The organism is Pseudomonas cimarronensis, from assembly GCF_049331905.1.
GTDB lineage: Bacteria > Pseudomonadota > Gammaproteobacteria > Pseudomonadales > Pseudomonadaceae > Aquipseudomonas.
Genome location: NZ_CP186283.1, coordinates 943,124 through 967,666, shown reverse-complemented (window position 1 = coordinate 967,666; position 24,543 = coordinate 943,124). Strand labels below are relative to the sequence as shown.

Below are 24,543 nucleotides of genomic sequence, written 5' to 3'. Positions count from 1 at the left end.
TCCCTGGGCTTATGGTCTTGCTGCGCCGTTACCTCAGCGCGTGGATCAATCAGTCAATGCGCTGGAACTTCAAATCCCATACGCCATGCCCCAACCGCTCGCCACGACGCTCGAACTTGGTAGTCGGGCGCTCTGTCGGGCGTGGCACATACTGACCATCGGCGGCCAGGTTCTGATAGCCGGGTGCCGCGTTCATCACTTCCAGCATGTATTCAGCATAGGGCTGCCAGTCGGTGGCCATGTGCAGCACACCGCCGACCTTGAGCTTCTGCCGCACCAGCTCGGCAAACGCTGGTTGCACGATACGCCGCTTGTTGTGCTTGGCCTTATGCCAGGGGTCTGGGAAGAATAGCAGCAGCCGATCCAGGCTGGAGTCGGCCACGCAATTACGCAGCACGTCCATCGCATCGCAGCTGTAGACGCGCATATTGCTGAGGTTCTGCGTCATCAGCCCGTTGAGCAGCGCGCCAACACCCGGACGGTGCACTTCCACGCCGATAAAGTCCTGCTCGGGCGAGGCGGCGGCCATTTCCAGGGTGGAATGGCCCATGCCGAAGCCAATCTCGAAGGTACGCGGTGCACTGCGACCGAACACCTGGTCGAAATCGCGCAGGCCATCCTCCAGCTGCAGACCGAACTTCGGCCAGCCCTGATCGAGGCCACGTTGCTGGCCTTCGGTCATACGCCCGGCGCGCATCACGAAACTCTTGATCGCGCGATGCTTGGAGGTGTCTTCAGCCGGCTCAGGCTGTTGCTGCAATTCAGTCATGCTGTGCTCTTAAAGTGCTTTTACGATTTCGCGAGCTAGAGCTATGCAAGGCAGAAACAGGCGAGGAAGCGGAGTGTACTTTTGTACATGAGCATTCCGAGCCTGTTTCTAACGCAGCAGGGCCGACGCGCAGCAAATCGTAGTCCTTACTTGATTAGGCCATCCAGCGGCGAAGAAGCGCTGGCATAGAGTTTTTTCGGCATGCGCCCAGCCAGGTAGGCCATACGCCCGGCGATGATCGCGTGTTTCATCGCTTCGCCCATCAGAATCGGATTCTGCGCATGGGCAATCGCGCTGTTCATCAGCACCGCCTCGCAGCCCAGTTCCATGGCGATGGTGGCATCGGACGCAGTGCCCACGCCGGCATCGACCAATACCGGAACGGTAGCCTCTTCCAGGATGATGCGCAGGTTGTACGGGTTGCAGATACCCAGTCCGGTGCCAATCAGGCCGGCCAGCGGCATCACCGCGATACAGCCCATGGCCGCCAGCTCGCGGGCGATGATCGGGTCATCGCTGGTGTACACCATCACGTCGAAACCGTCTTTAACCAGCACTTCGGCAGCTTTGAGGGTTTCGATGACGTTGGGGAACAGGGTCTTCTGGTCCGCCAGCACTTCCAGCTTGACCAGCTTGTGGCCGTCGAGCAGCTCACGGGCCAGGCGGCAGGTACGCACCGCCTCGACGGCGTCATAGCAGCCGGCGGTGTTCGGCAGGATGGTGTACGTGTCCGGCGAGATCACATCCAACAGGTTCGGCTCGCCCGGGTTCTGCCCGATATTGGTCCGGCGCACTGCCACGGTAACGATCTCGGCACCCGAAGCTTCGATGGCCAGGCGGGTTTCTTCGAGGTCCTTGTACTTGCCGGTACCGACCAGCAGACGCGACTGGTAGGTACGACCGGCCAGGGTAAAGGGCTTGTCGCTGGGCGCATGGCTCATGGGTAATCCTCGTGAAAGTGGGCGGCTGTCTGAACGCGATAAACCGATGAGCGGGGATCAACCACCGCCAATGGCGTGAACCACCTCAACCTGGTCACCCTCGCGCAAGGCGGTGTTGGCATGCTGGCTGCGCGGCACGATATCCAGATTGAGTTCGACCGCCACGCGCCGTCCGGTCAGGTCCAGACGCTCGATCAACCCGGATACGGTTTCACCGTCGGGCAATTCGAATGCTTCACCGTTTAACTGAATACGCATGACGGCTCGGTCACAACTGAGAAAAGGGCCGGCATTCTAGCCTGATCATGGGCGCTGACCAAGGCTAAAGGCTGCCGCTCGTCCTGCTTTCTGACTTACGGGTCAGGCGTTACTGCGCGCACCCAGCTTCCAGGCCGCCAGACCCAGGCACAGCCAACCAGCGAGAAATGCCACACCACCGAAGGGCGTGACCATGCCCAACGCACTGATACCGCTCAAGGTCAGTGCATACAGGCTGCCGGAAAACAGCGCGATACCCAGAGAAAACAGCGCGCCGGCGCAATTGACCAGCGGCGCGGGCCGCAAGATGGCTAACAAGCCAACCCCGAACAGCGCCAAGGCGTGAACCAGCTGGTAATGGGTGCCGGTTTGAAACACCGCGAGATAGGCCGATGTCAGCTGGCTCTTCAGTCCATGGGCAGCAAAGGCACCGAGGGCAACACCAGTAAAACCGGCGCAGGCAGACAGCAATAACCACAGACGAGCCATGCATCACTCCAGCTATATAAATAGGGCTGGCTATAATGGCCGGCAAACTCATCCCGGCCAAGCACGCATGTTTCGATCCCTCCTCCGTCGCCTGCTCAAACTCCTGCTCTGGCTGATCGTCGGCTCGGTTCTGCTGGTGTTGTTATTGCGCTGGGTACCGCCACCCGGCACCGCGCTGATGGTCGAGCGCAAGATCGAGTCCTGGGGCGACGGCAAGCCCATCGACCTGCAACGCAGTTGGCGTCCCTGGGCGGAGCTGCCAGACGACCTGAAGATGGCAGTGATTGCCGCTGAGGATCAGAAGTTCGCCGAGCACTGGGGCTTCGACGTCACGGCCATCCAGGCCGCTCTGCAGCACAACCAGCAAGGTGGCTCGCTGCGCGGCGCCAGTACCCTTAGCCAGCAAGTGGCGAAGAACCTGTTTCTCTGGTCCGGCCGCAGCTGGCTGCGTAAAGGCATGGAAGTGTGGTTTACCGGCCTGATCGAGCTGCTCTGGCCCAAGCAGCGAATTCTTGAGGTTTACCTCAACAGCGTCGAATGGGGTGATGGCGTGTTCGGTGCCGAAGCAGCGGCGCGCCATCACTTCAAGGTCGGCGCACCCTATCTGTCACGCCAGCAAAGCAGCCTGCTCGCCGCCGTACTGCCCAACCCGCGTGAGTGGAGCGCCAGCCGTCCGAGTGCGCATATCAGCCGCCGGGCGGCCTGGATTCGTCAGCAAATGTGGCAACTGGGCGGCAGTCATTACCTCAACCGCCTGCAACCCAGCCGCCCCGACTGGTGGCCGGACTGGTTAAAGGGCGTTTAGCTCAGCGCTGTTTCAGCAGATGCCGCGGCACGGCATAGAGGAAGTACAACTCGTCGTTCTGCAGGTGCGCGGTCATGCCCAGCTCGGGATAGACCCAAGCCTGCCCCTCGGCCAGCTCCAGGGTCAGACGCGGCTGACCGATGCTGGCGACCAATCGCGCAACATCCAGCGGCTCCGGTGGTAACAGGGTCAAGGCAATAATCGGACGATTGGCCAAAGGCACCAGCAATTGGCTGCCCAGCGGCTGCTCCTTGTCCGTCGGCTTTAGCCCAGCAGCGGCCAGCAAGCTTTCTCGCTCGCTCTTATCCAGACCGACTTCCGCCTCCAGCGACCACTTTTCATCGCCGTCCAGCAGCTCACCGCGATACAGCAGGCGTGCGCCATCCAGGTTCGGCTGCAGCCAAAGTTCACCTTCCAGCGCATCGTTCAGGTGGACCAGGCTCAGCCGATCATCGGCCAGCGGCGTGAGCACCTCGGTTTGCCATTGCGCCAGCCAAGACACTGGTTGCGCTGCAGACTGCCGACTCATCAGCCACGCACCCCAGGCAAAAAAAAGGGCCGCGACAACGGCAAAGATCAACCAGTGCTGCAGACGTATGGGCGGTAATTTCACGGGCTTTTCCTTAGGCAGAAAAAAGCCGCACCTGGGTGCGGCTTCTGACAGTAACGCGATTTACGCAGCGATCGAGCCCTTGAGCTTGTTCATCGCGTTCTTTTCCAGCTGACGGATGCGCTCGGCCGAGACGTTGTACTTGGCGGCCAGGTCATGCAGCGTGGCTTTCTCTTCAGCCAGCCAGCGCTGGTAGAGGATGTCACGGCTGCGTTCATCCAGGCCTTCCAGCGCTTCGTGCAGATTCGCGGTGGAGCTGTCGCTCCAGTCGGAATCTTCCAGCTGACGCGCCGGGTCGTAGCGGTGGTCTTCCAGGTAATGCGCCGGCGACTGGAAGGCGCTTTCGTCATCCGCTTCGGCAGCCGGATCGAAGGCCATGTCATGGCCAGTCAGGCGGCTTTCCATCTCGCGCACTTCACGCGGCTCAACACCCAGGCTCTCGGCCACGGCATGCACTTCGTCGTTGTTCAGCCAGGCCAGACGCTTCTTCTGGCTGCGCAGGTTGAAGAACAGCTTGCGCTGCGCCTTGGTGGTAGCGACTTTGACGATGCGCCAGTTTTTCAGGATGAACTCGTGGATTTCGGCGCGAATCCAGTGCACGGCGAACGACACCAGGCGCACGCCCATTTCCGGGTTGAAACGCTTGACCGCCTTCATCAGGCCGACGTTGCCTTCCTGAATCAGGTCAGCCTGGGCCAAACCGTAACCGGAGTAGCTGCGGGCGATATGCACAACGAAACGCAGGTGAGCCAGCACCATCTGCCGGGCGGCTTCGAGGTCCTGCTTGTAATAGAGATTTTCAGCCAGTTCACGCTCCTGCTCGGGGGTCAACAGCGGGATGCCGTTTACCGCATGCACGTATGCCTCCAGGTTGGCACCCGGAACCAGAGCATGAACAGGTTGCAAAGAAGTGGACATTTGAATCCTCCGACTTACGAGATCGTGGAGCAGTCTAGCACTGCCCCATGGGACTTTATACCGCGGTACAAGTTCCCTTACACATAGTCAATATCAATCAAAACAATAACTTACTACCTAGGGGCCAGCTCGCTCAAGTGCCTTGCCACGGCCAGCCAGGCGCCAATATAGCCCAACAGCACCGCGCCGAGCAGTAGCGACAGACCATCGGCCATCGGCACGCCATCCAGGGCGAAGTCGCTGCCATACAAACCGGCCAGACGCACCACGGCGTCGTTTAGCCAGTCCAGGCCAAAGGCCAGCAACAGCCAGGCGAACACGCCCGCGCCAATCCCGTACAGCGCGCCCATATAAAGGAAAGGACGACGCACATAGCTGTCAGTGCCGCCAACCAGCTTGATCACTTCAATCTCGGTACGGCGGTTCTCGATATGCAGACGAATGGTGTTACCGATCACCAGCAGCAGCGCCATCACCAACAGCAGGGTCAGGCCGAAAACAAAGCGCTCACCCAGCTTGAGCATGGCGCTCAGGCGCTCGACCCAGAGCAGATCCAGCTGCGCCTGCTGCACCCGTGGCAACTCGGCCAGGCGCAGGCGCAGGGCTTCCAGGGCGATCTTGTCGACCTGCTGCGGCGTGACCACTATCACCCCAGGCAGCGGGTTATCCGGCAATTCCTTGAGCGCTTCACCCAGCCCCGACTGCTGCTGAAACTCGGCCAGCGCCTGTTCGCGGCTGATCCATTCGGCTTCTTCAACGTCGTCCATCGCCGCGATCTGCTCACGCAGCGCCTGGCCCTGGGCTTCGCTGGCGTCGATCTGCAAGTACAGGGAAATCTGTGCCGCACGCTGCCAGGACACACCCAGGCGCTCGACGTTATCCAGCAACAAGGCCAGGCCCATGGGCAGGCTCAGGGCCACAGCCATCACCAGACAGGTAAAGAAGCTGCCGATCGGCTGTTTGCCCAGACGGCGCAGACTGTCGACCAGGCTGGCGCGGTGGTTTTCCAGCCAGGCATGTAGCTGATGGGTAAAGCTTGGGCCGTCATCGCCCGGGGTTGGCGCCTCGGATTTCTTCGGCGCCGCACCGACGCGTTGCGCCGGCTGCGGAGGCGGCATGCGTGTGGCACTCATACAGAAGCCTCCCCATCACCAATCAGTCGGCCGCGTTGCAGGGTCAGCATGCGGTGACGCATGCGCGCGATCAGGGCCAGGTCGTGGCTGGCGATCAACACGGTAGTGCCCAGCCGGTTGATGTCTTCGAACACGCCCATGATCTCGGCGGCCAGACGCGGGTCGAGGTTACCGGTAGGTTCGTCCGCCAGCAGCAAGGCCGGGCGGTGCACTACGGCGCGGGCAATGCCGACGCGCTGCTGCTGACCGGTGGACAGGTCGCCAGGGAACTGCTCGGCCTTGTCGGCCAGCGACACGCGCTCCAGGGCGGTACGCACACGGGTGCCGATTTCGTCCTTGGACAGGCCGAGAATCTGCAGCGGCAGCGCCACGTTGTCGAACACGCTGCGGTCGAACAGCAGCTGGTGGTTCTGGAACACCACGCCGATCTGCCGGCGCAGGAACGGGATCTGTGCATTGGTAATGTGCGACAGGTCCTGTCCGGCCAGCAGCAGCTTGCCGCTGCTCGGTCGCTCCATCGCCAGCAGCAGGCGCAATAGCGTGCTCTTGCCCGCCCCGGAATGACCGGTGACGAAGAGAAACTCGCCACGCCGGACGTGGAAGCTCAGTTCGTGCAGCCCGACGTGGCCGTTGGGGTAGCGCTTACCGACCTGCTCGAATTTGATCATCCTATTTCTCCGCGAACAGGGCCTGAACGAAGGCATCGGCCTCAAAGGTGCGCAGGTCATCAATGCCCTCGCCCACCCCGATATAACGGATCGGCAAGGCAAACTGCTTGGCCAGTGCAAAGATCACCCCGCCCTTGGCGGTACCATCCAGCTTGGTCAGCGCCAGGCCGGTGAGGTTGACGGTCTGGTTGAACTGCTTGGCCTGGCTGATGGCGTTCTGCCCGGTGCCGGCGTCCAGCACCAGCAGCACTTCGTGGGGTGCAGTGTCATCCAGCTTGCCGATCACCCGACGGACTTTCTTCAGCTCTTCCATCAGGTTGTCTTTGGTGTGCAGACGCCCGGCGGTATCGGCGATCAGCACGTCCATGCCGCGGGCCTTGGCCGCCTGCACCGCATCGAAGATCACCGAAGCGGAGTCGGCGCCGGTGTGCTGGGCGATCACCGAGATCTGGTTGCGCTCGCCCCATACCTGCAGCTGTTCCACGGCGGCGGCGCGGAAGGTGTCGCCGGCGGCAAGCATGACCTTTTTGCCGTCCTGCTGGAGTTTTTTCGCCAGCTTGCCGATGGTGGTGGTCTTGCCCGCGCCGTTTACGCCGACTACCAGAATCACATAAGGCTGTTTGCTGCTATCGATTTTCAGCGGCTGCTCGACCGGCTTGAGCAGCGCGGTCAACTCGTCCTGCAGGGCCTTGTACAGCGCGCCGCTGTCAGCCAGCTCCTTGCGCGCCACGCGCTTGGTCAGGTTGCCGATGATCGCCGTGGTGGCCTCGACGCCGACGTCGGCGGTCAGCAGGCGGGTTTCCAGGTCCTCAAGCAGGTCATCGTCGATGACTTTCTTGCCGAGAAACAGGCTGGCCATGCCCTCGCCGAGGCTGGCGCTGGTTTTTGACAGGCCCTGCTTGAGCCGCTCAAGAAAGCCCGTGCGGTTTTCCTCAGCGCTCTTTGTCGGTGCAGCAGCAGGTTGCACGGCGACCGGCTCGGCCACAGGTGGCGCGATAACCGGCTCCACCACTGCGGGCACCTCAACGTGCGCATGCAGGACTTCGCTGCCAGCGTTAATACGAAACCGCGACGGACGTGGCAGCGGACTGGCTTCACTGGTTTCAACCGGCGCAGGGGCCGCGGCGACAGCCTGTTCGACCGGAGCAACCTGAGCAACCTGAGCAACCTGAGCAACCTGAGCAACCTGAGCAACCTGAGCAACCTGAGCAACCTGAGCAACCTGAGCAGGCTGAGGCTCGGCAGCCACCTCGGCAACAACGACCGGTTCTACGGCGGGGGCAGCAACTTCGCTTGCCGGCGTAACGGGCGCAGCGGCGGGCTCGATGGCAGTGGCTACAACCGGCTGTTCGTCAATCGCCGCAGGTTGCGGCTCTGGGTTGGCCGGAGCTTGCGGCTTTTTGCGCAGCCAGCCGAACAGGTCTTTTTTCTCGGCTGGCTTCTCGGTGGATGCCGGAGCAGAGGGAGAGGTGGGCTTCTTGTCGTCGTTGGAACCAAACATGGAGACGGCTATCTCAAAGGTGCGACGCGCCGCCACAGACTCTGAAGGCATTACTCACGCGGCATTAAAAGCTGAAGAGTGCACGCGGAAACAATCAGAAGCCTTAGCAGGCGTGGTCGCCAGTAAAACGGATGCGTATCCTAGCACCTCCGCGCCCGCCGACGCTAAGACCAAGCGGGCCCGTCCGACAGGTCGATAACCCATGCATATGATTGCCCAACGCACTGCCGCCCTGCTGCTCGGCGTACTCTGCACACCCCTGCTGGCCCTGGCCGCCGAGCCGCAGCCGACCCACGAATTCAGCCTGGACAACGGCCTCAAGGTCATCGTCCGTGAAGACCACCGTGCGCCGGTGGTGGTCAGCCAGCTCTGGTACAAGGTCGGTTCCAGCTACGAGACGCCCGGCCAGACCGGCCTGTCCCACGCCCTCGAACACATGATGTTCAAGGGCAGCCGTAAGCTCGGCCCTGGCGAAGCCTCACGCATCCTGCGCGAACTGGGCGCCGAGGAAAACGCCTTTACCAGCGACGATTACACCGCCTATTACCAAGTGCTGGCCCGCGACCGCCTGGCCATCGCCCTGGAGCTGGAAGCCGACCGTCTGGCCAGCCTCAAGCTACCGGCCGACGAGTTCGCCAAAGAAATCGAGGTGATCAAGGAGGAGCGCCGCCTGCGTACCGACGACAAGCCGTCGAGCCTGGCCTACGAGCGCTTCAAGGCCATGGCCTACCCCGCCAGTGGTTATCACACGCCGACCATCGGCTGGATGGCCGACCTCGAACGCATGACTGTCGAGGAACTGCGCGCCTGGTACGAAGCCTGGTATGCGCCGAATAACGCCACCCTGGTGGTGGTCGGTGACGTCAGCGTCGCCGAGGTGAAGATCCTCGCCGAGCGCTATTTCGGCGCCATTCCCAAACGCAACGTGCCCATCGCGAAAATCCCGCGTGAGCTGCCCGCGCCGGGCGAGCGCCGCATCACCCTGCACCTGAAAACCCAGCTGCCGAGCCTGATGATGGGCTTTAACGTGCCGGGCCTGGCCACCGCCGAACAACCGCGCCAGGTGCACGCGCTGCGCCTTGCCGCCGCCTTGCTCGATGGCGGCTACAGCGCCCGCCTGCCGACCCGCCTGGAACGTGGCGAGGAACTGGTATCCGGCGCGTCTGCCTGGTACGACGGTTTCTCCCGTGGCGACAGCCTGTTCATTCTTTCCGCCACGCCCAACGTGCAGACCGGCAAGACGCTTGAGCAGGTCGAAGCCGGCCTGTGGCGCGAGCTGGAGGATTTGAAGAACACCCCGCCGAGCGCCGAAGAGCTTGCCCGTGTGCGTGCACAAGTGATCGCCGGCCTGGTCTACGAGCGTGACTCGATCACCAGCCAGGCCACCGCCATCGGCCAACTGGAAACCGTCGGTCTGTCGTGGACGCTGATCGATCAGGAACTGGCCGAACTGGAGGCCGTGACCCCGGCCGATATCCAGCAGGCCGCCAGCACCTTCTTTACCCGCGAGCGCCTGAGCGTCGCCCATGTTCTGCCTGAGGAGAAGCGCAATGAGTGAGCGCAATGGCCTGCGCTACGGCCTGCTCGGCCTGGCGCTACTGATATTGCTGGCACTGCTGGCCCTGGTGATCAACCGACCGGACAGCAGCCCAACCCCGACTGTGGCCGCAGAATCGACCCGCATCGAATCCCTGGACGCCCTCGGCGATCAGCCGCCCAGCCGCCGTAATCTGGATATCCAGACCTGGCAAACCGCCGAAGGCGCCAAGGTGCTGTTCGTCGAAGCCCGCGAGCTGCCGATGTTCGACCTGCAACTGACCTTTGCCGCTGGCAGCAGTCATGACGACGGCACCGCCGGCCTGGCCATGCTGACCAACGCCATGCTCAACGAAGGCGTACCGGGCAAGGATGTCGGCGCAATCGCCGCCGGCTTCGAAAACCTCGGCGCCAACTTCGGCAACGGCGCATTCCGCGACATGGCCATCGCCAGCCTGCGCAGCCTCAGCACGGTGGACAAACGCGAACCAGCGCTGCAACTGTTCAATCAGGTTCTTGGCCAGCCGACCTTCCCGGACGACGCCCTGGCGCGGATCAAGAATCAGCTGCTGGCCGGCTTCGAATACCAGAAGCAGAACCCCGGCAAGCTGGCCAGTCTGGCGCTGTTCGAGCGTTTGTACGGTACGCACCCGTATGCCCACCCGAGCGACGGCACGGCGGAGTCGATACCGGCCATCACCCGTGAGCAATTGCAGGCCTTCCACGCCAAGGCCTACACCGCCAGCAATGCGATCATCGCACTGGTCGGCGACCTCTCGCGCAGCGACGCCGAAGCGCTGGCCAATCAGGTGTCCGCCGCCCTGCCAAAAGGCCCGGCACTGCCGCGTATCGCCCAGCCGGAAGAGCCCAAGCCAGGGCTGCAACACATCGAGTTCCCGTCCAACCAGACTCACCTGATGATTGCCCAACTCGGCATCGACCGCCGCGACCCGGACTACGCCGCGCTCTATTTGGGCAACCAGGTGTTCGGCGGCGGTGGCTTCGGCACCCGCCTGATGACCGAAGTACGTGAGAAGCGCGGCCTGACCTATGGCGTCTACTCCGGTTTCAGCGCCATGCAGGCGCGTGGCCCCTTTATGATCAACCTGCAGACCCGCGCCGAACTCAGCGATGGCACCCTGCAACTGGTCAAAAGCCTGCTCGCCGACTTTATCGCCAACGGCCCGACCACTGATGAGCTGAACAACGCCAAGCGCGAGCTGGCCGGCAGCTTCCCGCTGTCCACCGCGAGCAACGCGGCCATCGTCGGCCAGCTAGGCTCCATGGGCTTCTACGACCTGCCGCTGAGCTATCTGGAAGACTTTATGCGCGACGTGCAGGCGCTGAGCGTGGAAAAGGTCAAGGCCGCCATGGCCAAGCATCTGAACCCCGACGCGCTGGTTATCGTCACAGCCGGGCCCACAGTGGCGCAGAAAGAACTGCCGCCCCCCACCGACACCCCCGCCGAGCAACCTACTGGCGTCCCGGAGCACTGATGAGCAAACGACCCAAGCCGCCGAAAGCCGTTCCCGCCCATGGTGGTGATGGCCAACTGCGGATCATTGCCGGGCAGTGGCGCTCGCGGCAGTTCAACTTCCCCATGGCCGCCGGCCTGCGACCTACGCCGAACCGCGTGCGCGAAACACTGTTCAACTGGCTGGCACCTTATGTCGAGGGCGCCAAGGTGCTCGACCTGTTTGCCGGCAGCGGCGCACTGTTTCTCGAAGCGCTGTCGCGCGGCGCCGGCAGCGCCCTGGCCCTGGATCTCAATCCAGCGGCCATCACCAGCCTGCGCGGCCACCTGCAAACGCTGAAGTGCGACAACGGCCAACTGCAGCAGACCGACGCCCTGCTCTTTCTGCAAAGCCCGGCCGCCACGCCGTTCGATCTGGTGTTTCTCGACCCGCCGTTCAACCAGAACCTGCTGCTGCCGGCCTGTACCCTGCTGGAGCAGAACAGCTGGCTGGCGGCCGACGCCTGGGTCTACACCGAAAGCGAGAACTCACCGTCCAGCCTGGGCATGCCCGGCAACTGGCGCCTGCACCGCGAGCAGAAGGCCGGGCAGGTGTATTACGCGCTGTGGCAGCGCACGGCCGTAGCCTGATGGGGGCCTTGGGCTTCACGCGGTGAAGCCCAACCTCGGTCAGGTTCTGTTATTCGCCCTACTCATATAGCTTCCGTTTCACCGCCCAGGGCCCTAGCCTGAGCGCTTTCCCCAAGCGATACCATTCCATGACCACGCCCTTCAAACCCGCCTGGTGGCTGCCTGGCCCGCATCTGCAAACCCTGTGGAACCCGATGTGTCGCCAGCCGGCGAAACTGGCGCGCACCCGCGAGCGGCTGTGGTTAGAGGATGGCGACTTTCTCGACCTGGACTGGCACGGCCCGCACCAGGCCGACGCGCCGCTGGTATTGGTGCTGCATGGCCTGACCGGCTCATCCGACTCGCTGTATGTGCTGGGCTTGCAGCAGCAACTGGCGACCCAGGGTTGGGCCAGCGTGGCGCTGAACTGGCGCGGCTGCTCCGGCGAGCCGAACCTGCTGGCGCGGGGTTATCACTCCGGCGCCAGTGAGGACCTGGCAGAAACCGTGCGCCACCTGCGCGCTCAAAGGCCCATGGCACCTTTGTATGCCGTGGGTTATTCGCTCGGCGGCAATGTGCTGCTCAAGTACCTCGGCGAAACGGGCGCAGACAGCCAGTTGCAGGGCGCGGTGGCGGTGTCAGTGCCATTTCGTCTGGATCAATGCGCCGACCGCATCGGCATGGGCTTTTCCAGGGTCTACCAGAGCCACTTTATGCGCGAGATGGTGGCCTACGTAAAAGACAAGCAGCGCCTGTTCGCTCATCAGGGCATGGCCGACCGGCTGTCCACCCTGGAGAAACTTGGCCCGCTGGACAATATGCGCACCTTCTGGGATTTCGACGGCCGTATCACCGCACCGCTGCACGGTTACGCCGATGCCGAGGACTACTACCGGCGCGCCTCCAGCCGCTACTTCCTCGGCCGGATTGAAACGCCGGCGCTGATTATCCAGGCCGCCGACGACCCCTTTGTGTTCCCACACAGCCTGCCCGAAGCCAGCGAACTGTCGCCCAGCATCGACTTCGAACTGCACGCCCACGGCGGTCATGTCGGCTTTGTTGAGGGCAGTCTGCGCAAACCGGGTTATTACCTGGAGCGGCGGATTCCTCAGTGGCTAACCGAGCAATCAGGCAAGTCGCTGTAGGCTCAAATCACCTGCTCCAGCGGCACATGCAGCTTGGCATACAGCGCTTCCACCGCTTCGCGTGATTGCGGGGCGGTGTAGCCGCCTTCCAGCGCCAGCACCTGGTAGATGCCACGACGCAGCATCTCCTGGCTGAGGTCGCCGGGGTTGCCGCGGGTGGTGCAGAGAAAGCGCACCCAGGAGGTCATGACGATCCAGCTATTGAGGGTCAGCGCCTCGATCTGCGCCGCATCCATCAGCAGGATGCCGGCCTCGACAAAGCCCTGATAGATGCTCTGCGCCTGCCTCAGGCAGCGCTGGGCGAACAGCCGGTAGCGCTCGGCCAGGGCCGGATCACTGTCGAGCAGGTGCTCCAGGTCACGGTGCAGAAAGCGGTAATGCCACATCGCTGCCAACAGCGCCTCGAGGTAGAAAGTCTTGTCCTGCACCGTCAGCGCACGGCCTTCAGGGCGGCGCAAAAAGGTGTCCACCTGGCTTTCATAGAGGGCAAACAGTTCGGCGATGATCGCCTGCTTGTTACGAAAGTGGTAGTACAGGTTGCCCGGTGAAATCCCCAGGTGCGCGGCGATATGGTTGGTGGTGACACTGCGCTCACCCTGCGCATTAAACAGCGCCAGGCTTTCCTGAATGATGCGTTCGCGGGTTTTCAGTGGGGCTGACATAACGGCTCGATCTCAACTCAAAAGCCCGGCAAAGGTACACGCAGAAACAGCCGGAGTGTTACCCGCTCGGCAATTAACACGCTGCACCAACTGTTTGATCGGCTGCGTCCGTCGGCTGACCACGGCATCCTATTTGACAGATTAGAGCAATTGCTCTAAAAATCCAGCACACCTTTCCTGCAGCGGCCTCAGCCCATCTGACGCACTGCACCGCTGGAATGCCGAGGAGCAATAACATGGTCGCCGACGTCGCTTACCTTGAACAAAGCCTGCACAACAGCCAACAACAGCTCAGCCAGTTGCAGCAGAGCTTTGCCCTGCAGCGCCAGGCCTTCAAGGCCAACCCGATGCCCTCGGCCGAGCAGCGCATTCAATGGCTCAACGCCCTACGCGACCTGCTCAGCAACGAGCGTGAGGCACTGATTCGCGCCATCTCCCAGGATTTCAGCAACCGCAGCGCCGATGAAACCCTGCTCGCCGAACTGATGCCCAGCCTGCATGGCATCCACTACGCCACCAAGCGCATCAAGAAATGGATGAAGCCTTCACGGCGCAGTGTCGGTATGCAATTTATGCCGGCCTCGGCCAAGGTCATCTACCAACCGCTGGGTGTGGTCGGGGTGATCGTGCCGTGGAACTACCCGCTGTTTCTCGCCATAGGCCCACTGGTTGGCGCGCTGTCGGCTGGCAACCGGGTGATGATCAAGATGAGCGAATCGACGCCGGCCACCTCGCAGCTGGTCAAGGAGCTGCTGGCCAAGGTATTCCCGGAAGACCTGGTCAGCGTGGCGCTCGGCGAGGCGGAAGTCGGCATGGCCTTCTCCAAACTGCCGTTCGATCACCTGCTGTTCACCGGTGCCACCAGCATCGGCAAGCACGTGATGCGCGCCGCTGCCGACAACCTGACGCCGGTAACCCTGGAACTGGGTGGCAAGTCACCGGCCATTGTCAGCGCCGACGTACCGCTGAGCGATGCCGCCGAACGTATCGCCTTCGGCAAGACCATGAACGCCGGGCAGACCTGCGTCGCCCCGGATTACGTGCTGGTACCGAAAGACCGCGTCGACGGCTTTGTCGAGGCTTACCGCAATGCGGTGCAGGGCTTCTACCCGGCGCTGACGGACAACCCGGACTACACCGCAATCATCAACGAGCGTCAGCAGCAGCGCCTCAATAGTTACCTGCAGGACGCTGAGAGCAAAGGCGCGACCATTATCCCGCTGTACCCACAGGCCCAGGGCCGGCGCATGCCGCATGCCGTGCTGCTCAACGTGAGCGATGAGATGAAGGTGATGCAGGACGAGATTTTCGGCCCACTGCTGCCGATCATCCCCTACAACACGCTGGAAGACGCCTTCGTCTTTATCAACGAGCGTGACCGGCCGCTGGCGTTGTACTACTTCGGCTACGACAAGAGCGAGCAACAGCGCGTGCTGCACGAAACCCACTCCGGCGGCGTGTGCCTCAACGACACCCTGCTGCACGTGGCCCAGGACGACATGCCATTCGGTGGCGTTGGCCCGTCCGGCATGGGGCATTACCACGGTCATGAAGGCTTCCTGACTTTCAGCAAGGCCAAAGGCGTGTTTATCAAGCAGCGCTTCAACGCCGCCAAGATGATCTACCCGCCTTACGGCAAAGCCCTGCAAAAGCTGGTGTACAAGCTGTTCGTTCGCTAACCCCACCCTGCCCTGGCTTGCCAGGGCAACGGCCTGATCCGGTGATAACAATAAATGCACAACACCACGTTTGACGCGCCAGCCCTGTCGCGGCGCAGCCTGCTCAAGGTCGGCCTGCTCGGCACCGCGCTGCTCGGCACAGCAGGGCTGACGGCTACCCTCAGCGGCTGTTCGGCCAGTACGCCGAAAGCCGGTTTCGCCGTGATTCGCGAAACTGACCTGGCGTTTCTCCAGGCGCTGATCCCAGTCATGCTCGCCGGGGCCGTTACACCGGAGCAGATGCCACAAGCGGTCAGCGGCACCCTCTCCAGCCTCGATTACAGCCTCAACCACCTGTCGCCGGAGATGCTCAAGCTCACCGTGCAGCTGTTTGACGTGCTGGCCCTGCCGATCACCCGCGGCCCACTGACCGGCGTCTGGAGCAGTTGGGAAAATGCGTCGCCGGCCGATGTGCAGGCGTTTCTCGAGCGCTGGCAGAACAGCTCGATCGGGCTGCTGAAAATGGGTCACGCCTCGCTGCTGCAACTGGTGATGATGAGTTGGTATAGCCGCTCCGAATCCTGGGCGCATTGCGGCTACCCCGGGCCACCTACAGTCTGACCTTGCATCATCTCTAATAAGAATTCGCCTGAGAGCACCCTAAATGCCTGTACCCGACAGTTTCAAAGAAGGCCTGGCCCGTGGCTGGAAGACTTACAACGGCTCACGCCTGGACAGCGATCTGACCCTGGAAGCCGACGTGGCCATCGTCGGCAGCGGTGCTGGCGGTGGCACCACCGCCGAGATCCTCAGCGCAGCCGGCTTCAAGGTGCTGCTGATCGAGGAAGGCCCGCTGAAGACCAGCGACGACTTCAAGATGCTCGAAGACAAGGCCTACGCCAGCCTCTATCAGGAAGGCATCGGCCGCATGAGCAAGGACGGCGCCATCACCATCATGCAGGGCCGCGCCGTGGGCGGCACCACGCTGATCAACTGGACCTCGAGTTTTCGCACCCCCGCGCCAACCCTGGAGCACTGGGCCAAGGAGCACGGCGTCAAAGGCCACAGCCCCGAAGAAATGGCACCCTGGTTCGAGCAGATGGAGCAGCGCCTCGGTGTCGCGCCCTGGGCCGTACCGCCGAACGCCAACAACGCGGTAATCAGCAGCGGCTGCGACAAGCTCGGCTATGAGTGGAAAGTCATTCCGCGCAACGTGCGCGGCTGCTGGAACCTCGGTTACTGCGGCATGGGCTGCCCGACCAACGCCAAGCAGTCGATGCTGGTCACCACCATTCCGGCCACCCTGGATAAAGGCGGCGAGTTGCTCTACCTGGCCCGCGCCGAGCGCCTGCTGATCGACGGTGACAAGGTCACGGGTATCGAATGCCTCGGCATGGATGAACGTAGCGTTGTGCCCACTGGCCGCACGATCACTGTCAAGGCCAAGCACTACGTCCTCTCCGGCGGCGGCATCAACACGCCGGGAATTCTCCTGCGCTCGAATGCACCGGATCCACATCAGCGCACCGGCAAACGCACCTTCCTGCACCTGGTGAACTTCTCCGCAGCCTTGTTCGAACAGGTGATCAACCCGTTCTACGGCGCACCGCAGTCGATCTACTCCGACCATTTCCAGTGGGATGACGGCACCGCTGGACGCCTGTCCTACAAGCTCGAAGTGCCGCCGCTGCAACCGGCGCTGACTGCCACCCTGCTCGGCCGCTTCGGCATCGACAATGCCATGCGCATGGAACAGCTACCCAACACCAACGTGATGCTTGCCCTGCTGCGCGACGGCTTCCACCCGGAGAGCGCAGAAGGCCGTGTGGAGCTGCGCGGTGACGGCAGTCCCGTGCTCGACTACCAGATGACCGACTACACCTGGGACGGCGTGCGTCGTGCCTTCCACAGCATGGCCGAGATCCAGTTTGCCGCCGGGGCCAAGGCGGTGCTGCCGCTGCATGCCGACGCTGGCTATGTGAAGACCCTTGCCGAAGCGAAAAGCCTGATCGATAACCTCAGCCTGGAGTTGTACCGCACCCGTCTGGGCAGTGCCCACGTCATGGGCGGTTGCGCCATGGGTGAAGACCCGCAGCAGGCCGTCACCGACAGCCTGGGCCGGCATCATCAGCTGAGCAACCTGTCGATCCATGACGGTTCGCTGTTCCCCACCAGCATCGGCGCCAACCCGCAGCTGTCGATCTACGGCCTAACCGCCAAACTCGCGAGCAAACTCGCCGAGCGCCTCAAGACCGCCTGATAGCGAGGTATTCACGGGCCCTTGTCGGCCCGTGAATCGCGCGGATCGATGGCACCTGACTTGGCCACGGGGAAACGCTGCGCTACCATCCGACTCCCCAACGGACCCGCCAGGACGTCACGATGAATCGAGTGTTATACCCAGGCACCTTCGACCCCATCACCAAGGGGCACGGCGACCTGGTCGAGCGTGCCGCACGGCTGTTCGACAGCGTGATCATTGCGGTGGCTGCCAGCCCGAAGAAGAACCCGCTGTTCAGCCTGGAGCAACGCGTCGAGCTGGCCCGCGAAGTCACCAAGCACCTGCCCAACGTGGAAGTGGTGGGTTTCTCCACCCTGCTGGCGCACTTTGCCAAGGAACAGGGCGCAAACGTATTCCTGCGCGGTCTGCGTGCGGTGTCTGACTTCGAATACGAATTCCAGCTGGCCAATATGAACCGCCAGCTCGCACCAAACGTAGAAAGCCTGTTCCTCACCCCGTCGGAAAAGTACTCGTTTATCTCCTCGACCCTGGTCCGCGAAATCGCCGCGCTGGGTGGAGATATCTCCAACTTCGTGCACCCGGCCGTCGCCGCCGCACTGACCGAACGTTTCAAACGCTGAGCCTTTAGCGTCTGGCCGCGTGCATGCGCGGCCTCGATGCGGCACAATTTGCCCTACCGTTTTATGTACACATCTAGGCTGCACCTGCGGGGCGCAGCAGGAGTGGTTCTGTCATGTCCCTAATCATCACCGACGACTGCATCAACTGCGACGTCTGCGAACCCGAATGCCCTAATGCTGCGATTTCCCAGGGCGAAGAGATTTACGAGATCGACCCCAACCTGTGCACCGAATGCGTCGGCCACTACGACGAGCCGCAGTGCCAGCAGGTCTGCCCGGTGGATTGCATCCCACTCGACGAGAACAATGTCGAGAGCAAGGATGAGTTGATGCAGAAGTACCTGATCATCACTGGTAAAGCATGAAGAGCGGCCGCCTGACCCGCGGCCTTCTGCCCTGGCGCCCCCTGCTCGGTGCGCTTGCCCTACTCTGCGCCTTTGAGCTGCAGGCCGCCGCTCAGCCTGAACGCATCGCCATTGCCAGCGCCCACCCCGCCGCCACCGTGGCTGGCCAGGAAACCCTGGCCCTGGGTGGCAACGCCTTTGATGCGGCGGTGGCCATCAGCGCTGCCTTGGCGGTGGTCGAGCCTTACGGCTCAGGCCTGGGCGGCGGCGGTTTCTTTCTGCTGCGCGAAGCCGGCGAACAACCCACCTACCGTTTTCTCGATGCCCGCGAACGCGCGCCCCAGGCGGCGCATGCCGACCTGTACCGGGTCGAAGGTAAGATCAACAAAGACCTTTCGCTGAATGGCGCGATGGCCGCCGCTATTCCCGGTCTGCCGGCAGCACTGGTCGAGCTGGCTGAGCGCTTCGGTCGTCTGCCATTACGCGACTCACTGGCCCCGGCAATCCGCCTGGCCAGCAGTGGCGTGAGCATCGACCGGGTCTACCGCGAACGCGCGGGCTGGCGTCTCGAAGCCATGCGCAAGGACGTGGAAACCGCGCGAATCTTCCTCGACAAGGGGGAAATTCCTCAGGAGTACGGCCTGCTGCGCCAGCCAGAGTTGGCGCGTACTCTTGAATTGCTTGGCACAAAGGGTCTTCAGGGTTTCTACGCCGGAACGGTAGCCGAGCAGCTGGTCAAGGCGGTGCATGATGCAGGCGGTATCTGGACCCTCAAGGACCTGGCCGACTACCGCATCGTTGAACGCCAGCCGCTGCGCGTTGCGCTGGATCAGGGCCGTGAGCTGATCAGCGCGCCCCCGCCATCCGCTGGCGGCATTGCCCTGGCGCAAAGCCTGCTGATGCTGCAGCAACTGCCCTGGCAACAGGCTGATCGCGTGCAGCGCACTCACCTGGTGGCCGAAACGCTGCGGCGCGCCTACCGAGATCGTGGTTTTCTGGGTGACCCGGACTTTGTCCGCAACCCGACGCAGCAACTCCTGGCCCCGGCTTACCTGAAACAGCTGGCCAGCAGCATCGACCCACAACGCGCCACGCCGAGCGACAGCTTGCCGCCCAGCAAAACCTGGCAGGAAGGTGATCACACCACCCATTTCTCGGTGCTCGACAGCGAGGGTAATGCGGTGGCGGCGACCCTATCGATCAACCTGCCGTTTGGCGCGGCTTTTACCGCACCCGGCACCGGGGTGCTGCTGAACAATGAGATGGATGATTTTGCCGCCGATGTACAAGGCAGCAATGTCTACAGCCTAAGCGGCAGCCAGGCGAACAGCATCGCCGCCGGCAAGCGGCCGCTGTCGAGCATGAGCCCGAGCTTTATCGAAAGCACCGAGGACTTCGCCAGCTTCGGCACGCCGGGCGGCAGCCGGATTCCCAGCATGGTGCTGCTGGCCATGCTGGAGTATCTGGATCAGCAGCCAATCGAACACTGGCCGGCCACACCGCGTTTCCACCACCAGTTTATGCCCGACGTGATTGAGCATGAACCACAGGCCTTCTCCGCCGCAGAAACCTCAGCGCTGACAGCGCTCGGCCACCAACTGAAGCCCACAGGCCGGCAGTACGGTAACCAGCAAGTGCTGCTCTGGAACAAGGTCAATGGGGCAGTCAAGGCTGCCAGCGATCCACGCGGCATCGGCCTGGCAGTTCCCGCAAAGCAGTAACACAGCGACACACCGGGGCGTATCAATTACTGGCCTTGTTTTTGACGCCGCTGAAATGCAAACGGCCTCTCGTTCCATCAGAAACGAAAGGCCGTTTGGCAGCAGAAAAACCGGATTAGTTTTTCTTGTAACCGCTTGTGGTGCAACCCAGGCAACGCACAAAAGCAGCTTCGCCTGGCTCTACGACCAGTGCCTTGCCAGCCTCACCGATATTGCCGCCCGCCGCCGAGAATGGCAGCGTGACAACAAACACACCTGCCCCAATAACAGTGGCAGCGATCAGCAACGGACGGGCAATCACTAAATCGCCAACCATTGAAAAAGCTTTCGGTGCTTCAACCGTGTAAAGAGGGTCGCCGCTAGTGTTCTGCTGCGCCACGTCAGCGTGAGCCGGCAGGGCCAGCAAGCCAGTGGTCAGCGCCAGAGCAGCAGCGGTGGAGCGGAACAGTTTCATGGGGCGATCCTTCAGCTATTAGGAGGCGGTGGGTCTAACTATAACAGCGCATTGGTAATTGTCAGCGTGACGGCCGTCAATCGCCATAAAAGGCATATTCAGGTTTTTTCGGAATAAAGGGTCGGTAAAACGCCAGAATCGCCTTGATATCGGCCGCTTCATCGCCTGTCGGCACAAAGGTCGGCCCAATAAAGACGCGGCGATTCTGATAGTCCAGCGCGCCCAGCACAATCGGTACGCCGGCGCCGAGGGCAATATGATAGAAACCCATCTTCCAGCGCTCGACCTTCTTGCGCGTGCCTTCGGGCGAGAGGATCAGCATAAATTGCTCATGCTCGGCAAAGGCCCGTACTGCCTGCTCGACGGTATTGCCCTGGCGTTCACGGCGGATGGCGATACCGCCCCACAGGCGCATCAGAGCACCGAACGGCCAGCGGAAGATGGTGTGTTTGCCGAACCAGCGGGCATTGAGGCGCAAAACGAACTTCACCGCGATAAAAATCACGAAATCCCAGTTGGAGGTGTGGTGCGCCCCAATCACCACAAACTTGTCGAGCTTCGGCAGTTCACCTTCGATGCGCCAGCCCATCAGTTTCAGGGCAGTACGGCCAACCCACTCGGCCAATGGGCTACGGGGCAGATAGTTACCGGACATCAATAAACCTCGGTGTTTCTTATTGTTGTGTTGCACAGCACAGGTTAGGCCGCACACCTTAACCCGATGTCATAACCCTAGCGTTGGCAGCGTGGACAATAAACGCTGGCGCGCTGGCCCAGTTTGACCTCGCGCAGGGTACTGCCGCAGGCCTTGCAGAACTCACCCGCGCGGCCGTAGACGAACAGTTCCTGCTGGAAATACCCCGGCTGACCATCGCCGCCGACAAAATCACGCAACGTGGTGCCGCCGCGTTCGATGGCATAGGCGAGGATGCGTTTGATCTCATCTGCCAGTTTCAGATAGCGCGCCCGCGACACCGAACCGGCCTCGCGGCGCGGGTCGATACCGGCAGCAAACAGCGCTTCGCTGGCGTAGATGTTGCCCACCCCCACCACCACCGCGTTATCCATGATGAACGGCTTGACCGCCATGGCGCGACCACGGGACAGCTGGAACAGCCGCTCGCCATCAAACAGATCGGTCAGCGGCTCCGGCCCCAACTTGCTCAGCAGTACATGCTCCAGTGGCTCAAGGCTCCAGAGCAGCGCACCGAAACGCCGCGGATCGGTGTAACGCAACGCCATTCCCGATTCCAGTTCGATGTCCACATGTTCATGCTTGGCCGCCGGCAGGCCGCACTCGACCAGACGCAGGCTGCCGGACATACCCAGGTGACTGATCAGCGTGCCGGTTTCAACCTTGATCAGCAGGTACTTGGCACGCCGCTCGACGCTCTCGATACGCTGTCCCGACAGCTGGATATCCAGGTCCTCGGGAATTGGCCAGCGCAAGCGTCGCTCACGCACAATCACCCGCCTGACACGCTGCCCTTCAAGGTAAGGCGCAATGCCACGGCGAGTGGTTTCTACTTCTGGAAGTTCGGGCATGGCAGGTCGTCAGGTGAGCCGAAAAACGGGCGCTCACCTTAGCAGGAATGGGTAAAAGCGACGAGTCAGGCAACGCGGGCTAGGGCTAGCTTGCGCCCATGTCACGGATGCTCTCGCGCAGGTTCTCGAAGTCATACTCCGACAACCCGACATACTCCAGCACCAGCTGTTCGATGCTCTGCCATTCAAAGTCATCGGGCTGATTACCCAAGACGCGATAGCTCGAACAGATGTGCTCGGCCATCTTGAGGATGGCCAACAGAGTTTTCAGCTGCGCATCACGGCTGGAGTCTTCGGTGAAGATTGCCAGCGCGTTGTGGTGACTGGCGATGGCTTCGCACAGGTGCAACGGCAGGTTCCATGACTTGGCTGTGAAATAACCGACCACTGCATGGTTGGTGTTGAGCAGACGGTTCTCGGTATCCACTATCCGGCGTTCATCGGTAGCACTGGCATAGGCTTCTTCCAGCACCGTCATGTAATTGGGGAAGCGCTTGAGCATCAGCGGGATGCCGCAATTGTGAAACAGGCCGAGGGTGTAGGCCTCGTCCGGTGAGTGGTAGCCGATGCGCTTGGCCAGGGTCAGGCAGGTCATCGCCACATCCTGGGCGGTGTCCCAGAAGCGGTTGAGGGTGACGATGGCCTCATCGGTCAGCTCACCACGGATCGACTGCGCGTTGATCAGGTTGATCACCGTATTGCAGCCCAGCAGATTGACCGCCTGCTGAATCGAGGCAATGCGATTGGTCAGGCCGAAGAACGGCGAATTCACCAGTTTCAACAACGCCCCGGACAAGCCCGGATCCTGGCTGATCAGCTTGGCGATGGCGCGCAGATCCGGATTGGGCATCACCTGCTCCATCTGCAAATCCACCATGATCTGCGGTTGCGGCGGCACGCTGATGCCTTGCAGTACCTGCTGGATATATTCGGCGGAAAGCTCTTGGGACATGACGGACACAACCGGAATGTGAGGTGTGACACAGTCTAGCTAAAGCCGCCAAACTTCCACAGACGACTTTTGTAACCGACGCGCGCGTGATGAAACCGCTATAATTCCGCTCTTTTTTCGGAGTCCCTCAGCATGTCCCTGCCCAGCCTGCGCCTGAAAGCCAACGCCGATCGACGCCTGCGTGCCGGCCATCTGTGGGTGTACAGCAACGAAATTGACGTGACCGCCACACCGTTGAGTGGTTTTGCTGCGGGCGACCAGGCCATCCTCGAAGCGGCCGGCGGCAAACCGCTGGGCGTCGTCGCGATGAGCCCGAACAACCTGATCTGCGCGCGCCTGCTGTCGCGTGACGTCAAGCACGTGCTGGACAAGTCTCTGCTGGTGCATCGCCTCAACGTCGCCCTGAGTCTGCGCGAGCGGCTGTTCGACAAGCCTTGCTACCGCCTGGTGTATGGCGACTCCGACCTGCTGCCAGGGCTGGTGGTTGACCGTTTCTTCGACATTCTGGTGGTGCAGCTGGCATCCGCCACCATGGAACGCCACAAGGATGACGTGCTGGCTGCGCTGATCCAGGTGTGCAAACCCAGCGGCGTCCTGTTCAAGAACGACTCCGCCGCCCGTGATGCCGAAGGCCTGGAGCGCTATGTCGACACCGCCTTCGGCGTAGTACCGGAATGGGTGGCCCTGGAAGAGAACGGCGTTAAATTTGAAGCACCGGTGATCGAAGGGCAGAAGACCGGCTGGTTCTACGACCACCGCATGAACCGCGCGCGCCTGGCACCCTACGTCAAAGGCAAGCGCGTGCTCGATCTGTTCAGCTATATCGGCGGCTGGGGCGTGCAGGCAGCAGCCTTCGGCGCCAGCGACGTGATGTGCGTGGACGCTTCCGGTTTTGCCCTCGACGGTGTGGAGCGCAACGCTGCACTGAACGGTTTGACCGATCAGGTCGCCTGCGTCGAAGGCGATGTGTTCGAGGCGCTGAAACAGCTCAAATCCGCCGAAGAACGCTTCGACGTGATCGTCGCCGACCCACCCGCCTTTATCAAACGCAAGAAAGACCAGAAGAACGGTGAAGGTGCCTATCGTCGCCTCAACGAGCAAGCCATGCGCCTGCTCAACAAGGACGGCATCCTGGTCAGCGCCAGTTGCTCCATGCACCTGGAAGAAGACAACCTGCAGAACATCCTGCTGACCAGCGCGCGCCATCTGGATCGCAATATCCAGCTGCTCGAACGTGGCGCCCAGGGCCCGGATCACCCCGTACACCCGGCAATCAACGAGACCCGCTATATCAAGAGCCTGACCGTGCGCCTGCTGCCCAATAGCTGAGCACCTGCACCTGCCGAGTGCGTCTTGGCAGGTGCTTCTTTCTCTCCCGCCCTGTTACCACTCCCCACACCGCCTGGCGCAACCCCGCGCCTGGGCTAGGCTTACCCCCAGCAACCACGCCATCGCAACACAGCGGTGCCTACTGGCACAGTGCTTGCGT

Annotated in this window: 26 protein-coding genes; 12 read left to right on the top strand and 14 right to left on the bottom strand. The window is 62.0% G+C overall.

Going from position 1 to position 24,543, the window contains the following annotated elements:
• Nucleotides 1-49: 49 nt before the first annotated feature.
• The 4 genes from trmB to ACOCLD_RS04565 form a co-directional block, all read right to left on the bottom strand.
• A complete protein-coding gene (gene trmB, locus ACOCLD_RS04580; RefSeq protein ID WP_422911018.1) occupies nucleotides 50-769 on the bottom strand; it encodes a tRNA (guanosine(46)-N7)-methyltransferase TrmB in 720 nt (239 codons plus the stop codon).
• A 146-nt stretch (nucleotides 770-915) separates the two neighbouring features.
• Nucleotides 916-1,710 carry a thiazole synthase gene (locus ACOCLD_RS04575; protein ID WP_160085806.1) on the bottom strand — a complete coding sequence of 265 codons (795 nt, stop codon included), beginning with the start codon at nucleotides 1,708-1,710 and terminating at the stop codon, nucleotides 916-918.
• Between the two features lie 57 nt (nucleotides 1,711-1,767).
• A complete protein-coding gene (gene thiS / locus ACOCLD_RS04570; RefSeq protein ID WP_422911017.1) occupies nucleotides 1,768-1,968 on the bottom strand; it encodes a sulfur carrier protein ThiS in 201 nt (66 codons plus the stop codon).
• A gap of 102 nt (nucleotides 1,969-2,070) precedes the next feature.
• Entirely contained in the window at nucleotides 2,071-2,457 is a 387-nt protein-coding gene (locus tag ACOCLD_RS04565) for a DUF423 domain-containing protein (RefSeq protein WP_422911016.1), read from the bottom strand.
• A 67-nt stretch (nucleotides 2,458-2,524) separates the two neighbouring features.
• On the opposite strand from ACOCLD_RS04565, the gene mtgA reads away from it, so the two are divergent.
• Nucleotides 2,525-3,262 carry a monofunctional biosynthetic peptidoglycan transglycosylase gene (gene mtgA / locus ACOCLD_RS04560; protein WP_422911015.1) on the top strand — a complete coding sequence of 246 codons (738 nt, stop codon included), beginning with the start codon at nucleotides 2,525-2,527 and terminating at the stop codon, nucleotides 3,260-3,262.
• 1 nt (nucleotide 3,263) lies between these two features.
• On the opposite strand, the gene ACOCLD_RS04555 is transcribed toward mtgA, so the two are convergent.
• The 5 genes from ACOCLD_RS04555 to ftsY all read right to left on the bottom strand — a co-directional run bounded on the left by ACOCLD_RS04555 (nucleotide 3,264) and on the right by ftsY (nucleotide 8,092).
• Nucleotides 3,264-3,791, bottom strand: a complete 528-nt coding sequence (locus tag ACOCLD_RS04555) for a hypothetical protein (RefSeq protein ID WP_422911014.1) — start codon at nucleotides 3,789-3,791, stop codon at nucleotides 3,264-3,266.
• A gap of 144 nt (nucleotides 3,792-3,935) precedes the next feature.
• Nucleotides 3,936-4,790: an RNA polymerase sigma factor RpoH gene (gene rpoH, locus ACOCLD_RS04550; protein WP_233683378.1), complete on the bottom strand. Its 855-nt coding sequence runs from the start codon at nucleotides 4,788-4,790 to the stop codon at nucleotides 3,936-3,938.
• A 113-nt stretch (nucleotides 4,791-4,903) separates the two neighbouring features.
• Entirely contained in the window at nucleotides 4,904-5,923 is a 1,020-nt protein-coding gene (gene ftsX / locus ACOCLD_RS04545; RefSeq protein ID WP_233683377.1) for a permease-like cell division protein FtsX, read from the bottom strand.
• The gene (ftsE, locus tag ACOCLD_RS04540; protein ID WP_233683376.1) at nucleotides 5,920-6,591 is read right to left on the bottom strand and encodes a cell division ATP-binding protein FtsE; all 672 of its coding nucleotides are present in this window, start codon (nucleotides 6,589-6,591) and stop codon (nucleotides 5,920-5,922) included. Before ftsE ends, ftsX begins: the two co-directional genes overlap by 4 nt.
• A gap of 1 nt (nucleotide 6,592) precedes the next feature.
• A complete protein-coding gene (ftsY, locus tag ACOCLD_RS04535; protein ID WP_422911013.1) occupies nucleotides 6,593-8,092 on the bottom strand; it encodes a signal recognition particle-docking protein FtsY in 1,500 nt (499 codons plus the stop codon).
• 202 nt (nucleotides 8,093-8,294) lie between these two features.
• Here ftsY and ACOCLD_RS04530 point away from each other — a divergent pair, with 202 nt between their 5' ends.
• From ACOCLD_RS04530 to ACOCLD_RS04515, 4 genes are all read left to right on the top strand, one after another.
• The gene (locus tag ACOCLD_RS04530) at nucleotides 8,295-9,650 is read left to right on the top strand and encodes a M16 family metallopeptidase (protein ID WP_422911012.1); all 1,356 of its coding nucleotides are present in this window, start codon (nucleotides 8,295-8,297) and stop codon (nucleotides 9,648-9,650) included.
• On the top strand, nucleotides 9,643-11,124 hold the full coding sequence (locus tag ACOCLD_RS04525) for a M16 family metallopeptidase (RefSeq protein WP_422911011.1): 1,482 nt from the start codon (nucleotides 9,643-9,645) through the stop codon (nucleotides 11,122-11,124). Before ACOCLD_RS04530 ends, ACOCLD_RS04525 begins: the two co-directional genes overlap by 8 nt.
• Entirely contained in the window at nucleotides 11,124-11,732 is a 609-nt protein-coding gene (rsmD, locus tag ACOCLD_RS04520; protein WP_422911010.1) for a 16S rRNA (guanine(966)-N(2))-methyltransferase RsmD, read from the top strand. Before ACOCLD_RS04525 ends, rsmD begins: the two co-directional genes overlap by 1 nt.
• A 128-nt stretch (nucleotides 11,733-11,860) precedes the next feature.
• Nucleotides 11,861-12,856 (top strand): hydrolase, encoded by a 996-nt coding sequence (locus ACOCLD_RS04515; RefSeq protein WP_422911009.1) that lies wholly within the window; start codon nucleotides 11,861-11,863, stop codon nucleotides 12,854-12,856.
• 2 nt (nucleotides 12,857-12,858) lie between these two features.
• On the opposite strand, the gene ACOCLD_RS04510 is transcribed toward ACOCLD_RS04515, so the two are convergent.
• Nucleotides 12,859-13,518 carry a TetR/AcrR family transcriptional regulator gene (locus ACOCLD_RS04510; RefSeq protein WP_108488682.1) on the bottom strand — a complete coding sequence of 220 codons (660 nt, stop codon included), beginning with the start codon at nucleotides 13,516-13,518 and terminating at the stop codon, nucleotides 12,859-12,861.
• Between the two features lie 236 nt (nucleotides 13,519-13,754).
• On the opposite strand from ACOCLD_RS04510, the gene ACOCLD_RS04505 reads away from it, so the two are divergent.
• From ACOCLD_RS04505 to ggt, 6 genes are all read left to right on the top strand, one after another.
• The gene (locus ACOCLD_RS04505) at nucleotides 13,755-15,197 is read left to right on the top strand and encodes a coniferyl aldehyde dehydrogenase (protein ID WP_422911008.1); all 1,443 of its coding nucleotides are present in this window, start codon (nucleotides 13,755-13,757) and stop codon (nucleotides 15,195-15,197) included.
• Nucleotides 15,198-15,251: 54 nt separating this feature from the next.
• A complete protein-coding gene (locus ACOCLD_RS04500) occupies nucleotides 15,252-15,797 on the top strand; it encodes a twin-arginine translocation pathway signal protein (RefSeq protein ID WP_422911007.1) in 546 nt (181 codons plus the stop codon).
• Between the two features lie 43 nt (nucleotides 15,798-15,840).
• Entirely contained in the window at nucleotides 15,841-17,436 is a 1,596-nt protein-coding gene (locus ACOCLD_RS04495; RefSeq protein ID WP_422911006.1) for a GMC family oxidoreductase N-terminal domain-containing protein, read from the top strand.
• 122 nt (nucleotides 17,437-17,558) lie between these two features.
• Nucleotides 17,559-18,038, top strand: coding sequence for a pantetheine-phosphate adenylyltransferase (gene coaD, locus ACOCLD_RS04490; RefSeq protein ID WP_233683366.1), 480 nt, complete (start codon nucleotides 17,559-17,561; stop codon nucleotides 18,036-18,038).
• A 113-nt stretch (nucleotides 18,039-18,151) separates the two neighbouring features.
• Nucleotides 18,152-18,403, top strand: a complete 252-nt coding sequence (locus ACOCLD_RS04485; protein ID WP_090250215.1) for a YfhL family 4Fe-4S dicluster ferredoxin — start codon at nucleotides 18,152-18,154, stop codon at nucleotides 18,401-18,403.
• A complete protein-coding gene (ggt, locus tag ACOCLD_RS04480) occupies nucleotides 18,400-20,103 on the top strand; it encodes a gamma-glutamyltransferase (protein WP_422911005.1) in 1,704 nt (567 codons plus the stop codon). The genes ACOCLD_RS04485 and ggt overlap by 4 nt, the downstream gene beginning before the upstream one ends.
• 115 nt (nucleotides 20,104-20,218) lie before the next feature.
• Here ggt and ACOCLD_RS04475 read toward each other — a convergent pair whose 3' ends face one another.
• The 4 genes from ACOCLD_RS04475 to ACOCLD_RS04460 all read right to left on the bottom strand — a co-directional run bounded on the left by ACOCLD_RS04475 (nucleotide 20,219) and on the right by ACOCLD_RS04460 (nucleotide 23,000).
• Nucleotides 20,219-20,557 (bottom strand): multidrug transporter, encoded by a 339-nt coding sequence (locus tag ACOCLD_RS04475; RefSeq protein WP_422911004.1) that lies wholly within the window; start codon nucleotides 20,555-20,557, stop codon nucleotides 20,219-20,221.
• A 76-nt stretch (nucleotides 20,558-20,633) separates the two neighbouring features.
• On the bottom strand, nucleotides 20,634-21,212 hold the full coding sequence (locus ACOCLD_RS04470; protein ID WP_422911003.1) for a lysophospholipid acyltransferase family protein: 579 nt from the start codon (nucleotides 21,210-21,212) through the stop codon (nucleotides 20,634-20,636).
• 77 nt (nucleotides 21,213-21,289) lie between these two features.
• Nucleotides 21,290-22,102 (bottom strand): bifunctional DNA-formamidopyrimidine glycosylase/DNA-(apurinic or apyrimidinic site) lyase, encoded by an 813-nt coding sequence (mutM, locus tag ACOCLD_RS04465; protein WP_422911002.1) that lies wholly within the window; start codon nucleotides 22,100-22,102, stop codon nucleotides 21,290-21,292.
• Nucleotides 22,103-22,187: 85 nt separating this feature from the next.
• On the bottom strand, nucleotides 22,188-23,000 hold the full coding sequence (locus ACOCLD_RS04460; RefSeq protein WP_257777429.1) for an HDOD domain-containing protein: 813 nt from the start codon (nucleotides 22,998-23,000) through the stop codon (nucleotides 22,188-22,190).
• 186 nt (nucleotides 23,001-23,186) lie between these two features.
• On the opposite strand from ACOCLD_RS04460, the gene ACOCLD_RS04455 reads away from it, so the two are divergent.
• Nucleotides 23,187-24,383, top strand: coding sequence for a class I SAM-dependent rRNA methyltransferase (locus ACOCLD_RS04455; protein WP_422911001.1), 1,197 nt, complete (start codon nucleotides 23,187-23,189; stop codon nucleotides 24,381-24,383).
• Nucleotides 24,384-24,543 lie beyond the last annotated feature (160 nt).